General features: G+C 47.5%; 14 protein-coding genes and 1 tRNA gene. 11 read left to right on the top strand and 4 right to left on the bottom strand.

From position 1 onward, the window contains the following. Position 1: 1 nt before the first annotated feature. A complete protein-coding gene (locus NWE92_08175) occupies positions 2–862 on the top strand; it encodes an 8-oxoguanine DNA glycosylase (GenBank protein ID MCW4029607.1) in 861 nt (286 codons plus the stop codon). A 5-nt stretch (positions 863–867) separates the two neighbouring features. Here the strand turns inward: NWE92_08175 and NWE92_08170 are convergent, their stop codons facing one another. Beyond that, on the bottom strand, positions 868–1,197 hold the full coding sequence (locus NWE92_08170; protein ID MCW4029606.1) for a non-heme iron oxygenase ferredoxin subunit: 330 nt from the start codon (positions 1,195–1,197) through the stop codon (positions 868–870). Between the two features lie 164 nt (positions 1,198–1,361). Between NWE92_08170 and NWE92_08165 the strand changes: the two genes are divergently transcribed. Beyond that, positions 1,362–1,613 carry a hypothetical protein gene (locus NWE92_08165; GenBank protein ID MCW4029605.1) on the top strand — a complete coding sequence of 84 codons (252 nt, stop codon included), beginning with the start codon at positions 1,362–1,364 and terminating at the stop codon, positions 1,611–1,613. Here NWE92_08165 and NWE92_08160 read toward each other — a convergent pair. Beyond that, entirely contained in the window at positions 1,610–3,376 is a 1,767-nt protein-coding gene (locus NWE92_08160) for a PQQ-binding-like beta-propeller repeat protein (protein ID MCW4029604.1), read from the bottom strand. The genes NWE92_08165 and NWE92_08160 overlap by 4 nt on opposite strands. A gap of 171 nt (positions 3,377–3,547) precedes the next feature. Between NWE92_08160 and NWE92_08155 the strand changes: the two genes are divergently transcribed. The 4 genes from NWE92_08155 (at position 3,548) to NWE92_08140 (ending at position 5,222) form a co-directional block, all read left to right on the top strand. Beyond that, positions 3,548–3,621, top strand: a tRNA-Ile gene (locus tag NWE92_08155). A 166-nt stretch (positions 3,622–3,787) separates the two neighbouring features. Further along, positions 3,788–3,964, top strand: coding sequence for a TRAM domain-containing protein (locus tag NWE92_08150; GenBank protein MCW4029603.1), 177 nt, complete (start codon positions 3,788–3,790; stop codon positions 3,962–3,964). A 175-nt stretch (positions 3,965–4,139) separates the two neighbouring features. Further along, positions 4,140–4,349, top strand: a complete 210-nt coding sequence (locus tag NWE92_08145) for a hypothetical protein (GenBank protein MCW4029602.1) — start codon at positions 4,140–4,142, stop codon at positions 4,347–4,349. 177 nt (positions 4,350–4,526) lie between these two features. Beyond that, positions 4,527–5,222, top strand: a complete 696-nt coding sequence (locus tag NWE92_08140) for a hypothetical protein (protein MCW4029601.1) — start codon at positions 4,527–4,529, stop codon at positions 5,220–5,222. On the opposite strand, the gene NWE92_08135 is transcribed toward NWE92_08140, so the two are convergent. Beyond that, positions 5,193–6,269: an aminopeptidase P family protein gene (locus NWE92_08135; GenBank protein ID MCW4029600.1), complete on the bottom strand. Its 1,077-nt coding sequence runs from the start codon at positions 6,267–6,269 to the stop codon at positions 5,193–5,195. The genes NWE92_08140 and NWE92_08135 overlap by 30 nt on opposite strands. Positions 6,270–6,429: 160 nt before the next feature. Here NWE92_08135 and NWE92_08130 point away from each other — a divergent pair, with 160 nt between their 5' ends. Both NWE92_08130 and NWE92_08125 read left to right on the top strand, forming a co-directional pair. Then, positions 6,430–8,316: an aldehyde ferredoxin oxidoreductase family protein gene (locus tag NWE92_08130; GenBank protein MCW4029599.1), complete on the top strand. Its 1,887-nt coding sequence runs from the start codon at positions 6,430–6,432 to the stop codon at positions 8,314–8,316. Between the two features lies 1 nt (position 8,317). Then, complete coding sequence (locus NWE92_08125; protein MCW4029598.1) at positions 8,318–8,824, top strand: 4Fe-4S dicluster domain-containing protein; 507 nt, start codon at positions 8,318–8,320, stop codon at positions 8,822–8,824. A gap of 8 nt (positions 8,825–8,832) precedes the next feature. On the opposite strand, the gene NWE92_08120 is transcribed toward NWE92_08125, so the two are convergent. Further along, positions 8,833–9,144 carry a hypothetical protein gene (locus NWE92_08120; GenBank protein MCW4029597.1) on the bottom strand — a complete coding sequence of 104 codons (312 nt, stop codon included), beginning with the start codon at positions 9,142–9,144 and terminating at the stop codon, positions 8,833–8,835. Between the two features lie 317 nt (positions 9,145–9,461). Between NWE92_08120 and NWE92_08115 the strand changes: the two genes are divergently transcribed. The 3 genes from NWE92_08115 to NWE92_08105 all read left to right on the top strand — a co-directional run bounded on the left by NWE92_08115 (position 9,462) and on the right by NWE92_08105 (position 13,893). After that, on the top strand, positions 9,462–11,333 hold the full coding sequence (locus NWE92_08115; GenBank protein MCW4029596.1) for an aldehyde ferredoxin oxidoreductase family protein: 1,872 nt from the start codon (positions 9,462–9,464) through the stop codon (positions 11,331–11,333). Between the two features lie 5 nt (positions 11,334–11,338). After that, positions 11,339–11,839 (top strand): 4Fe-4S dicluster domain-containing protein, encoded by a 501-nt coding sequence (locus NWE92_08110; GenBank protein MCW4029595.1) that lies wholly within the window; start codon positions 11,339–11,341, stop codon positions 11,837–11,839. Between the two features lie 197 nt (positions 11,840–12,036). Then, complete coding sequence (locus NWE92_08105) at positions 12,037–13,893, top strand: aldehyde ferredoxin oxidoreductase family protein (GenBank protein MCW4029594.1); 1,857 nt, start codon at positions 12,037–12,039, stop codon at positions 13,891–13,893.

Raw genomic sequence — 13,893 nt, 5'->3', positions numbered from 1 at the left:
CATGCGGCTTGATGTAGCGTTTGACTTGGATTTCTCGCTGTGCTGTGGGCAGGTTTTCCGCTGGAAGAAAATGGGCAACTGGTGGTACGGCGTCGTCGGCGACAACATCATAAAAATCCGCCAATGCGACAACCAACTAGAGTTTGAAGGCGCATCGGAGGAGTTTGTGCGGCACTACTTCGGCTTAAACGACGACTTAACTCAAATCAGCCAAAGCATCAACAAAGACCCCGTCATCGAGCAGGCGCTTGAGCGGTTTGGTGGGTTGCGGTTGGTGCGGCAGGAACCTTGGGCGTGCCTAATCGGCTTTATTTGTTCTATCCAGAAAAACATCCCTGCCATCGAACAAATGCTTTCCAAAATGGCTTTTAAATTTGGTGAGAAACGGGTTTTCGACGGCAAAGACTTCTATCTCCTTCCCTCTGCAGAGAGGTTGGCTGTGGCAAGCGAAAACGGTTTGCGGGAGTGTGGTTTGGGTTTTCGGGCTAAGTATGTGCAGGGGACGGCGCGTAAAATCTGTGACGAACACATAAACCTCAATGACCTTCAGGCTCTTCCCTATCTGCAAGCGCGTAATGTGCTGTTGGGTTTTCTTGGGGTAGGCTTGAAGGTCGCGGATTGTGTGTTGCTGTTTTCGTTGGAGAAAACCGAAGCGTTTCCCGTGGATGTCTGGGTGAAGCGTGTTGTCCTCAAATATTATGCTAACCATTTTCCCCCTGAGTTGGTGGCGAAGATGCAGAGCCGCAATTCCTTAACCAATGGGGAATACCAAAAAATCGGCGACTTCGCCCGAAGCTACTTCGGCAAATACGCTGGCTACGCACAGGAATACCTCTACCATTATGAGCGAACTCAGCAGTGACGTGGCTATTTGAGTTCTATTAGGATTTTGTTGCCTTCGACTTTTGCAGTGAACGTAGGCAGGTCGCTGATTGTTGGGTGCATAAACATGATTTTTGGCGGCGAAACGACTTTGCCATTGGTTAAGTCAAATTGGGCTTTGTGTCTAGGGCAGGTTATGACGTTGCCTTCTAGTTTGCCTTTAGAGAGGTTGCCGCCTTGATGGGTGCACACGTTGCTGACCGCATAGAAGGCGCCGTTTATGTTTGCGATTAAAACCTCTTGGGTTCCAATTTTGACTGCTTTCATTTGTCCCGCTGGGATGTCTTGGGTTTGGGCTGCTTGTTCAAAAACCATACTCTCACCAAAACTTAGTTATCGGTAGCTTGATAGTGATATACGGGGCTTATCTGGGTTCTGCATAAAAAACTGAACAACTGTTTGAGTTGCGGTGGGTGGGAAACATTCAAATCAACCCGTGAAGCTAAACAAGCCATCCCACCCTAACCGAGGAAACATGTATGGTTGATGGCAAAATCCAAGAATTAATCCAACAAAAACGCGCATTCCTGCAAGCAGCACTAAAAGACTACGCCCAAGGCGGCAACGACATGCTTGACGACGTGCAAACCGCGCTCCAAGAAGCCCAAGCTGAACTTAGCCGCAACCTCGAACTCGCCAGTTGCCTGCGCGAAGAAAGCGAAGACGCCTACCAAAAAGAGTGCCTCTCCATGTACACTGCATGGGTCCAAAAATGGTTCGGTAAACCTTAACTTTTTGCTTTTCTTAACTGAATCCCTAATGCACCTAATGCTATGAGAACTATCACTGCCATTACTGCAATAATTACTGGTTGAAGGAACGTTTGAGGCTGTACCTCGGCTGATGCTGCGGCGAACACGATTGAGACGTTATGGGTGCTGAAGTGGGTTGTAAACCAAACGTAATAGTTGTCTGCGTCTTGGGTGAAGCCTTGGGTTTGGGTTTTTTGGTTATCAATGTAGATGGTGGGCGTGGTTCCGTAGGGTATGGCGCTTCTTGGAAGGGTTATGTTACCGAAGCCTGCTGTTCCTGTTTGTCCAGTTAATGTGAACCCAACGGTTGTGGTGAGTGTTGACTCATTGTTAGTTATGGTGGTGCCTAAGATTTGTGCATAGGTAATATTGCCCTCGATGTTTAGGGTCACGTTTTCTCCGTTGTTTTTTATTGCTTGTATTATTGTTATATCGGGCGTTTGGGTTGGGGTTGGTGGTTTAGATGAAGGGGTTGTAGTAGGTTTTGGCGTTGGTGCTGGCGTTGAGGTTTTTGTGGAGGACGATGTGGGTTGGATTGTCGGGGTGGGCGTCGCCTTCGGAGGTAAAGGTTCGAGTGATCCATTTAAGGCATAGACGTTATGGTCGCCTGAGCCTATGTATACAACGCCGTTGACAACTGCGGGAGATGAATAAACCCACCTGCCGGGAATGTTATTAACCGTATAATTTGAGATTAAACTGCCGTCACTGCAGTTTAATGCGTAAACATTTCCGTCACCTGAACCTAAGTAAAGCACAGTATCAACGACTGCTGGTGACGAAAAAAGCCAAGTGCCTGCCGTTACTTTCCAGATTTGTGCGCCAGTTAAAGCGTTAAAAGCATACACATCGCCGTCTCTTGAACCGATGTATATAACACCATTCGCAACAGCGGGAGAAGTTGTAAAATAATTCTGACCCCCACTAGAGGTATAACTCCAAAATCTTTCTCCCGTGCTAGCGTTCAACGCAAACAAAGTATAGGTGTTAAGTTCATGACCGCTAATGGCTATGTAAACCGTGTTGTCGATAACTGCAGGCGACGAAGTGATAATGGCGCTTGAATAGGCGGTGTACTTCCAGATTTGAAAACCGTTAGTAGCATTTAATGCGTAAACGCAGCCATCTTCTGCTCCAAAGTAGACTATGCCGTTAACTACTGCGGGAGAACTATATTCGGCGCCGCCTTGCCCGGTAGTGAAATTCCAAATTTGAACTCCTGTGGTGGCGTTGAACGCCAAAAAATCTGGTAGGTGATAGGTATTACGTGTGCCTATGTAAACAATCCCGTTTGCCACAGTTGGCGGTGAAGCAAAATCTTCATAAATTTGTGAGCCCCACAGAAACTCTCCGTTTGATGCATTAACTGCATAGACCTTTCGTGGTCCACCCATTACATAGACTATGCCATTATCGACTGCGGGAGAAGAATCCATTGAGTTGTCTACGGGGCGATATCTCCATTGCTGAACCCCCGTGGCAGCGTTTAAAGCATAGATATAGCCGCCTGCAGTCACATACACTGTGCCATTGACTACCGTAGGCGATGTGTTTACAGTGTCTCCTGTGGAGAAGTTCCAGAGTAACGTTAAACTGTATATTGGCGCACCTGTGCCAATGCCATCTTTGGCTGGATTAGAATGAAACATGGGCCAGTCCGCGCTGGAGAGCGGCACAAACGCTATAACTACCATAAGAAGTATGCCGATTGCGCCCCAAGTTTTCAACCTTGTTTTCGCCATTTCCTCTTCGCATCTTTAATGATAAAAGATTTGTCGTCAACCTTTATTGACTGGCGGTGTCAAATTTTCTTGACTTAAGTCTTCCTTTCTAATTTATCTCTGGGTTGTTGTGTGGCTCGGAAAATGTTTAAATGTGGTTTGAGAGAGCAATATTAGGCAGGTTAGTCTTGTGGGCCCGTAGCTCAGCTCGGTGGAGCGCCAGACTCATAATCTGTTGGTCGCTGGTTCAAATCCGGCCGGGCCCACATTATATTTCACGAATAATAGTGCGTATCCTTTTTTGGGCTTCTAAAGAAAAAGCCTTATGCCTCATTAGATTGTATTGTGTTATAACAGAGGAATTGAACCATAAGTCCAAAAAAACGAGCACCAAGAAACGCCAAAAACCGCGGTAGAGGCGTAGCCTACCCAATGGATATTGGGGACGAATTTGAAGTTGACATTTTTGATGTTGCCCCCAACGGGGAGGGTGTCGCCAAAATCAAAAACTTTCCCGTCTTCATAAAGGGCGCAAAACTCAACAGCCATGTACGAGTAAGAATCACCAATCTAATTGGCGGCGCCGCAGACGCCGAAATAGCCACCTGACCCTGTGAGTAGTTTTTTCTCGATTTTCGCCGCTTCCTAGTCAGGCAGAGCGGCACATAATTCTCCTCCAAGAACAAGCTTGTTCTTTCAAAGAACACCTAACCCGCGTAGGCTCCAGCCGTTTTTCAGCTAACTTTAAACCCCACCGTTCCCTTGTTCACTTAGGCGATTTTTGGTGAGTAATCGTTGGGTAGCGGTGCTTGTCGCAGTGGTCTTTTTTGCTGTGGCGTTTTTGATTCTGTATCAGCAGAAAGTCACGTTTGGCGTATGGTTCCAACTGGGTGATATACATCATGAAACCTTCGCTATCGCTTCCGTTGCCTTAGCTGTTGGGGTGCTTGTCGGCGCCGCCATAACCCAAACCAGCCGTCGCCCTCGCAAATAGTTATTTGACTATTTCTTGGATAACCTCATAAACAGACATGACCTTCGCGCCATACACGTACTCTAGATACTTCAAGCCCTAAACAATAGCTTGTCTTTGTACTGTTGCGTTAGTCAAGAAACTTTGACGAAAACGCTTTTTAGCTTTTTAAATTAAAAGAGAAACTGATGAATAGGCATGGACAGGAAAGCCTTTCCGTTAAGCTTTGCAGTTATTGCGGCATTGACGTTTATGCTGTTTGTCGGGGTTGCTTTGGCGAATCCTTTTATGCCGAGTGGTTCTTGGTCCGATGAACCCGTCGCGCCCGTAATTATCATCGAATCGCCCACTTGGACTGGGCAGCACTGGATTGGCAGTGAGGTGTGGCTTAATTTTACGGTGTCTGTGCCTATAACTGACTGGTACAGCACATCACATCGTTTCTACCCTGAGTCTTATGCCACCACCATGGGTCAACTAACGGATGTTAGGTTTTCGCTAGACGATAACCCTGAAATTGCCGCAAACAAAATTTCAGAGTCACCACTAAAAGCAAGCCACATATACAATCCCCAAAGCGGCATCTCCCATTACTCTGTTAATCTTGGGCAGCTATCCGCTGGGCAACACAGCGTAACAATTACTGCAGAGGGGCTGGCGTATTTTGGCAACTTAACACACAGTGCTTTTTCCGATTCGTTTGGTCAAGAAATTCAAGAAAGCGACCAAATCAGGCAGGTTAACAATTCTGCACAATGCACCTTTATTGTTGTAGCTCAGCAGCCAACACCTTTGTCCTCTGTCTCCCCAACGGTGTTTATCATAGCGGCTTTTGCCACGACTCTGACAGCTGCCGTGGGTTTGCTATTTTCTTTCAGGAAATTCCGCAGATAACCCGATAGGCGCATGTGTTAACTTTTCTGCGCCATTCTCCGTGACATGCACGGTATCTTCTATTCGGACGCCGCCGTACCCAGGAAGATAAACCCCTGGCTCATCTGTGACTACGTTGCCTTCTTCGAGGAGGTCTTTGCTGTCAGGACTCAGCACAGGCGCTTCATGTACCTCCAAGCCGACTCCATGCCCCAGATTGTGTACGAAGAATTCGGCGAACCCAGCAGTTTCAATCACTTGTCTTGCTGCCATATCTACTTCCCGTGCCAAGACGTGGGGTTTGATTTTTTGGTATGCTGCTTGGTGGGCTAATTTTACGGCTTCGTAGATGCGGCGTTGTTTCTCGGTGGGGCTGTTTGCGGCGAAGGTGCGGGTTATGTCGGAGCGGTAAAACTTGATGGTGGCGCCAATGTCCACGACCACTAAGTCGCCTTCTTGAATGGTTTTCTCGGTGAATGTGCCATGAGGATACGCGCAGCAATGCCCCGATGCCACAATGGTTTCAAAGGCAGTGCCATCAGACCCCGCCTTACGCATTGCATACTCCACTTCAGCGGCAACTTCTTTGTCTTTTAAGCCGGGACGGATGAACTCCGCGGCTGTTTGGATGCCTATATCCGCGATTTTGCAGGCAGCTTGGATAAGCTCGATTTCTTGTGCGTCTTTGACGGCACGCTGGTCACGAATAATGCTGCCAACGGAATCAAGCTTGTCCGCTCCCCCCAAGATTTTCGAAAATAAACGCCAACTCTCAAAACTCAACGTGTCCACGCCGATTTTCATGTTAGGGACCTGCTGTGCGATTTTTTCATAAACGCTCTCCCCGCGACGGAGCAGTTCCACGGTCACGTTTTGGGCTTCGGCTTTGGCTTGTTCATAGTTGGTTCCCGAGACGTAGAGGATGTTTTTGCCTTCAGGCGGGATAAGCAGGGCGGTTGCGGCTGGGAAGTTGGTGTAGTAGGTTATGTTTGTGGGGTTAAAAATTGCGTATGTGTCAGGTTTGCCTTGTTTGGCAGCGGCTGTTTTTAGGCTTTGGGTGCGTGTCAAAAGGTTTTTCGCCTACTAGATTGGGAAGATTTGGGGTGGCTTTAAGTTTTCGCTTCTAATTCAGAAATGCTTTGGTTTGTTCGGAATTTTTTTAACATGTATCCCATTATATTAATATAGTTTTCAATTAACTAAGAGTCTTCTTAACTGAGGAAGCATCATGTTTGCTTATGCAGGAAAAATCTTGTATGTTAACCTCACTACTGGGCAAACAAAAACCAGAACCCTCACTAATGATTTGGCTAAAGCCTATCTCGGCGGCGTCGGCTTAGGCATACGTTTACTTATGGATAACTCTTCAGCGGGTACCGACCCTCTACATCCTGATAACCCCCTTGTCTTCGCCACAGGGCCTTTAACGGGTACATTGGCTCCAACAGGCGGCAGCTGCTACGCCGTGGTCTCCAAATCCCCTGCCACAGGCGGAGTCGGCGAATCGGTCGCTCACGGCTTTTTCGGTCCTGAACTTAAACGCGCCGGATACGACGCCATAGTCATAACGGGCAAAGCTTCCCGTTTATCTTATCTTTGGATTGATGACGAAACAATCGAAATCCGCGGCAGCGAAAAACTCAGAAACAAACCCTCCAACGAAACGGAGCAAATAATCCAAAATGAATTCGGAGACCCCTACATCCGCATCGCCACCATCGGCGAAGCAGGAGAGAAACTCTGTCGATTTGCCTCCATAGTTAATGACGGCTTCCACGGTGCCGAGCGCACAGGACTAGGCGCCGTTATGGGCAGTAAAAACCTCAAAGCCATCGCCATCCGAGGTTCACATGACGTGGGCGCCGCTGACTTTGCGGGCTTTCGAGAATTCATCAAAATCATTTTTGAACGCATGAAAGACCCTGAAACAAAAAAATACACAACCGCAGGCACCCCCGAAAACGTTGAAGTCCTCAATGCGCTTTCTGCGTTGCCGACCCGAAACTGGACCAACGCCGCCTTCGCAGGCATAGACAACATCAGCGGCGAAGAACTGACAGGCGTTTACGTCAAAAAAATTGTTGGATGTGCAACTTGCGGTATGTCCTGTGACCATATTGCGGTTGTGCCTGATGGTCCTTTCAAAGGTGTTACGGTTCGTCTCACTTCTGAGGGTCTTTGGAGTATGGGTCCCCTTTGTGGTATCGACCAATTAGACGTAATAGTCCAGGCTATTCATCTAGCCAACCTGTACGGCTTAGACGTTACCTCCACTGGGGTCACAGTGGCATTTGCCATGGACCTATACGAGCACGGTATACTTACAAGGGCGCAAACCAACGGTTTAGAACTCAAATTTGGAAACGCCGACGCACTACTTGAGATAATTCAAAAAATTGGCACACGGGAAGGCTGGCTTGGCAACATCCTCGCTGAAGGCACAGCTAAAGCAGCCGAATTAATCGGTAAAGGAGCCGAGAATTACGCTTGCAACATCAAAGGCTTAGAAGTACCCGGCTACGATATCCGAAGCCTCAAAACCGCCGCTTTAGCATTTAGCGTCAGCTACTCAGGAGCCTCACAGCTAAGAAGCAACGCTGCTACCCTTGACATATCAGGAAAAGTAAATCGCCTAAAAATCGAATCAGGCCGCGGCAAAATAGTCCTGGAAGAAACCCAAATGTACAACGTTTTGGACTCGCTTATCCTGTGCAACTACAGCCGCGCCATATACAAAGGCTACCCCGAACTTGCCGCGTACTACACGCTTGCCACTGGCATCTCGGTGACAGCCGAAGAATTAGCTCAAGTAGGCGACCGCGTAGAAAACCTTGCACGCCTCTTCAACATCCGAGAAGGCAAAGGCACCCGCAAATACGACACTGTCCCCTATAAAATCAAGCAACCTATACCCGACCGTGGTCCTACACATGGAGTCTGCGTAACCGACCCCGAACTTCAATTGGGTCTCGATTACTACTATGCAGCGCGTGGCTGGACTAAAGATGGCGTCCCAACGGTTGATCGTCTCCAAGCACTTGGCTTAGCTGATTTAGCTTCTATCGTCAAAAATGCTCAAACCACTAATAATCAAACCGTGACGGGAGGCGCATAGTGTGGTTCGACCTCATGACCGAAAATTCATAACTGCTGACCCTGAAAAATGCACAGGTTGTCTGGTCTGCGAATACGTCTGCAGCATGGCAAACGAGAAAACCTTTAACCCAACTAAATCCCGTATCCGTGCCATGCGTCTTGACCCTGTAACTAACCTCGCTATCAGTTGTCGCCACTGTGAACACCCCGCCTGCGTTGCAGCTTGCCCACGAAACGCCTTAACTCAAGAAGAAGCCACAGGCATCATCCGCGTCAACGAAGAAATCTGCAACGGCTGCGGCTGGTGCATCAACGCTTGCCAATTCGGTGCCATAACTGTTCACCCCGGCAAGCGCGTTGTTTTCCTCTGTAATAATTGCACTGAAAATGACGAAAAGGAGCCGCAGTGCGTCAAATGGTGTCCAAACGATGCATTGACTGTTGTGAATGCGGAGACGTTGGCGCAGAGGGGTCGAAATAAAGCTGTTAAGCACCTTTTTGATGCGGCAACCAAAAATAGCCAATGATTCTTTTTTTATTTTTGTTTTCGGGATAACTTTTTTAGTTTTTCTTTCTCGTGTTCTATTCTTGTTGAATCCGCCGGGGTGTACCATCGGTCATAGTAGTAGCGGTATAGAGTTTTTTGGTCGTCCCTTTTTTGTTTTTGTTGTTTGTTTGCGTGTCGGTAACGGTAGAGTGCATATATGTGGCCTGCCGTCACGGCTGCTATTAACCCTGTTATTAGTATTTTTAGCCACAGTATCGTTATGCTAAGGGCTATGCCTATGCAGAGTACATATAGTGTGAAGCCTATGGCGTTGATGCATAGTTTTTTTCTGCCGGTCATATGGTATTTTATACCTAATCAGTTTGCTTTTAAAAGCTGCGTATACTGGTAGTCTTTAGGTTTAATATTGAAGGGTATTGTTTATTCAATGTTGTTTAGGGGAATTGGAACCTGTCTTTTTTTTCAATTGCGTTTAGTTGAATAATCAGGTTAGAATGTTTTTTGTTTCAAAAACAGATTTTTCTCATAAATTCGGTTTAAAAAATAACTCAGAACGGCTATCTGAGCTGGCAACTCCAACGTCAAGGAATGCCATGAATTTCAAGCGAAAGAACCCATTAGCTTAATATATTCTCCATTCAATTGATGAATTTAAAATGTTGGAGACGAAACGATTGTTTGGTTATGCTGGAAGACTACTATTCGTCGATTTAGCCACGGGTAAAACCCGAACCGAAAAACTAAGCGAAGACGTCGCTAAGAAATACATCGGCGGCATCGGCTTAGGAATGCACCTTTGGCTAACGAACTCTAAGGCAAACGTGAGCCCCTTGAGTCCAGAAAACCCGCTCGTACTAGCCGTAGGTCCCCTTTCAGGCACAATGTTTCCAACAGGCGGAAACGGACATGCCTTTATCTCAAAATCACCCGTAACCAACGGAGTCGGCGAAGCCGTAAGTCACGGCACCTTCGGTACAGAATTTAAACGTGCCGGATACGACGCCGTCATCATAACAGGTCAATCTCCCAAACCTGTATACCTCTGGATTGATGACGACAATGTGCAACTACGTGACGCCCGCACCCTTTGGGGCAGGTCTCCGGGCGAAACCGAAGACGCTATCAAAGAGGAAATTGGCGATCACTACGTCCGAGTAGCTGCTATTGGTTTGGCAGGCGAGAAGCAGTCAAAGCTTGCTAGCATAATTAACGACAAAACCCGCGCTGCCGGCAGAACTGGCTTGGGTGCTGTTATGGGTAGTAAAAACCTCAAAGCCATCGCGGTCCGCGGCACCTATGATGTTGCAGTTGCAAACCCGACCGAATTCATGAATCTGGTGGAAGAATTCCATGAACGCATGAAGGGTCCCGCGGCACAGAAATACCGCACCTTGGGTTCCACCGAGAACCTTGAAATCAATAACAACCTAACTTGTCTACCAACACGCAACTATAACGAGTCTCGCTTTGAGAACGCTGACAAAATCAGCAGCGAAGTTTTAAACGAACATTTCATTGCCAAAATTATTGCATGTAACTCCTGTGCTATGCGTTGTGAACATGAAGCTATAATCCGAGAAGGCTATTACGTCGGAACCATGGCACGCATGGAATACGATAACCTTTGGGCGTTTGGTCCCAACTGTGGTATAGACCAACTAAACTTCATCATCAAAGCCACAGAAAAATGCACCTTCTATGGTTTAGATGCACAGAGCACAGGCGCTGTCATCGGTTTTCTTATGGATTGCCACGAAAAAGGGCTTCTCTCACACGAAGAAATTGTAGGAATCGACCCGCACTTCGGCAATGCCAATGCCCTAATCAAACTAATCGATCAAATCGGCAAACGTGAAGGCATCGGTGACCTGCTCGCGGATGGCGTAAAGGTTGCCTCAGAAAAAATCGGCAAAAAATCAGACCAACTAGCCCAGCACATTAAAGGTTTAGAAGCCACTGGCTATGACTTACGGTCACTTAAAACAGCCGCCTTAGCCGCTGCTGTATCCTTCCGTGGCGCAGACCATTCCCGTAGCGGCGCTTGCAATCTGGATTTACAGGGGAAAGTCGACCGGTTGGTTGCCGAGAAGGGCCGCGGTAAGCTCGTTAAAGACCTTGAAGACATGTTCAATTTGATTGATTCATTAATTGTCTGCAAGAACGCTAAAGGCACATTCTACAACGACTTAGAAGACATCGCAAAAGTCTACAATGTAGTTACAGGCTTTGAAGTTACAGCTCATGAAATGGCTGTTGCAGGCGAAAGGATACAGACCCTTGCTAAACTTATCAACACACGCGAGGGTTTAACCCGCAAAGACGACACTTTGCCTTGGAAAGTTATGAATCAACCCATCTCAGATGATGGTCCCGCAAAAGGTGCAGTAGTTACTGCCGCTGAACTCAAGTTGCTCTTAGATGATTACTATCACGCCCGCAACTGGAACGAACGGGGCTTACCCTCAGCATTCCACCTAAAAGAGTTAGGTCTTGAAAACTATACCAGCTTAGTTGAAGGGAGGAACTAAAACAAATGGTTAATCTGCACGAAAGAAAATTCATTTCCGCTGACCCTGACAAATGCGTCGGTTGCCAAATCTGCGAATACGCATGCTCATTTGCCAAAGAAAAAGTTTTCAACGCAGTCAAATCACGTATCCGCGTCGTTCGGGATAATCAAGTCCGAAACATCGCTGTTACCTGCCGTCTATGCCAAGACCCCGCCTGCGTCGCCGCCTGCCCAAGAGATGCCCTTTCACAGTCACCCATTAACGGCAACATCATTATTGACAAAGACCAATGCAACGGTTGCGGCTGGTGTATGGAAGCCTGCAGTTATGGCGCTATGATGATGCATCCCGAAACCAAAACAGTCTACGTCTGTGACCTCTGTAAATTCCGCTCTGATGGTCCTCAGTGCGTTAAGTGGTGTCCTGAAGAAGCTTTGACTGTGGTTACCAGTGATGTGTTGGCGCAGAAGGCTCGTATCAGCGCAATCAAGAAGCTCTTCCAAACCCGGGAAGCCGAAAAATAAACCCCTGTCTTTTCTTAGGTGAGCTTTCCTTCGGGCGCTTTTTTTGGTTTTGGGTATAGCGCTGTCTATATTTGCAGTTGATACCCTGCCAGAGCCCAAAGGAACATAAAAACGTGCATTTCACCGCGAAGAACCCATTAGCTTAATATACTTTTCACCTTCACTAAATATTCTAAACTCTCGGAGAGAAGAAAGGTTTGCTAGGTTACTCAGGAAAAATCCTCCACGTTGATTTAGCTACGGGGAAAACCCGAACCGAAAAACTAAGTGAAGACGTCGCAAAGAAGTTCATCGGCGGAATCGGTTTAGGCATGAAACTTTGGCTAGACAACTCAAAAGCCGGCGTAGACCCCCTTAGCGCCGAAAACCCGCTTGTTTTAGCAGTTGGACCAATCGCAGGCACCATGTTCCCCACAGGCGGAAACGGACATGCATTCATATCCAAATCACCCGAAACAAACGCCTTAGGCGAAGCTGTAAGCCACGGCACCTTCGGCACTGAACTCAAACGCGCAGGCTACGACGCAATAATTTTAACTGGCAAAGCTGAGAAGCCCTCTTACCTCTGGATTGATGATGACTCAGTTCAGCTCTATGATGCATCACATGTTTGGGGTAAATCTCCAGGTGAAACCGAGGATGCCCTAAAAACAGAACTTGGCGACTACTACATCCGTGTAGCATCCATCGGTTTAGCAGGTGAGCTGCAATCCAAAATCGCCAATATCATTAACGAAAAAACCCGCGCTGCCGGACGAACCGGTTTAGGCGCTGTTATGGGCAGCAAAAACCTCAAAGCTATTGCTGTGCGGGGAACCAGCGACGTGTTCGTTGCAAAACCTGAAGAATTCCTCGACATGGTTCGAGAATTCCATGAACGTATGAAGGGTCCCGCAGCACAGAAGTACCGCACTCTTGGCTCAAGCGAGAACGTTATGATACAAAATGAACTCTACTGCATGCCCACACGTAACTTCACTAACGCTCATTTCGAAGACGCAGACAAAGTCAGCGGCCAATTACTAAACGAACGCTACATCGCAAAGGTCATCGGCTGTAACTCCTGTGCCATGCGATGTGAGCACGAAGCAACCGTTCGTGAAGGACCCTACAAAGGCACCTTAGCACGTATGGAATATGACAACCTCTGGGCGCTTGGTCCCAATTGTGGTGTAGACAGGCTTGACGCAATCATTAAAGCCGCCGAACTCTGCAACTTCTACGGCTTAGACGCAACCAGCACTGGCGTTGCCATAAGCTTCCTTATGGAAGTCCACGAAAAAGGTCTAATAAACCACGATGACCTCGGCGGTATCGATGCCCACTTCGGCAACGCAGAAGCAGTTGTTCAACTGGTCGAGAAAATCGGCAAACGCGAAGGCGTCGGTGAACTTTTAGCAGACGGCGTTAAAGCAGCATCCGAAAAAATGGGTAAAGATTTCGTTCCGCTTGCCCAACACATTAAAGGTTTAGAAGCCTCTGGCTTTGATTTACGTTGCCTTAAAACTGCAGCATTAGCCGCGGCGGTCTCCTTCCGTGGCGCAGATCAAAACCGAAGCGGCGCCTACACCGTTGACTTGAAAGGAAAAGTTGACCGTTTGAAGGCGGAAGCAGGACGCGGAAAAATCGTCAAAGACGGCGAAGACATCTTTGCTTTAATTGACTCTTTTATTATTTGCAAGAACTCAAAGGGTACCCTCTACAAAGAAGTCGCGGACATGGCTAAACTCTATAATTTAGTCACTGGAGCCGATGTTTCTGCAGAGGCACTTAGCCTTGTAGGTGAACGTATAATCAACTTAGCCAAACTCATCAACCTCCGCGAGGGCTTGACCCGAAAAGACGACACGTTACCTTGGAAAGTTATGAATCTACCAGTCCCTGATGATGGACCCGTAAAAGGTGCAGTAGTAACCAAAGATGAACTTAACCTCTTATTGGATGACTACTATCAAGCCCGAGGCTGGTCTAAGCAAGGTATCCCCAGTAAAGAAAAGCTGCAAGCGCTTGGACTCGAAGAGTATTCCAGCATAGTGAAAGGCAAGGAGGATTAA

This window comes from Candidatus Bathyarchaeota archaeon, from assembly GCA_026014745.1.
Lineage (GTDB): Archaea > Thermoproteota > Bathyarchaeia > Bathyarchaeales > Bathycorpusculaceae > Bathycorpusculum.
This window is presented reverse-complemented; position numbering and strand designations above follow the sequence as displayed.

Bases quoted from the DNA above. Each gene is read 5' to 3' on its own strand.
- NWE92_08160 (MCW4029604.1), bottom strand. From the start codon at position 3,376: ATGGCGAAAACAAGGTTGAAAACTTGGGGCGCAATCGGCATACTTCTT.
- NWE92_08140 (MCW4029601.1), top strand. From the start codon at position 4,527: ATGGACAGGAAAGCCTTTCCGTTAAGCTTTGCAGTTATTGCGGCATTG.
- NWE92_08110 (MCW4029595.1), top strand. From the start codon at position 11,339: ATGGTTAATCTGCACGAAAGAAAATTCATTTCCGCTGACCCTGACAAA.
- NWE92_08150 (MCW4029603.1), top strand. From the start codon at position 3,788: ATGGATATTGGGGACGAATTTGAAGTTGACATTTTTGATGTTGCCCCC.
- NWE92_08120 (MCW4029597.1), bottom strand. From the start codon at position 9,144: ATGACCGGCAGAAAAAAACTATGCATCAACGCCATAGGCTTCACACTA.
- NWE92_08170 (MCW4029606.1), bottom strand. From the start codon at position 1,197: ATGGTTTTTGAACAAGCAGCCCAAACCCAAGACATCCCAGCGGGACAA.
- NWE92_08165 (MCW4029605.1), top strand. From the start codon at position 1,362: ATGGTTGATGGCAAAATCCAAGAATTAATCCAACAAAAACGCGCATTC.
- NWE92_08130 (MCW4029599.1), top strand. From the start codon at position 6,430: ATGTTTGCTTATGCAGGAAAAATCTTGTATGTTAACCTCACTACTGGG.
- NWE92_08115 (MCW4029596.1), top strand. From the start codon at position 9,462: ATGTTGGAGACGAAACGATTGTTTGGTTATGCTGGAAGACTACTATTC.
- NWE92_08175 (MCW4029607.1), top strand. From the start codon at position 2: ATGCGGCTTGATGTAGCGTTTGACTTGGATTTCTCGCTGTGCTGTGGG.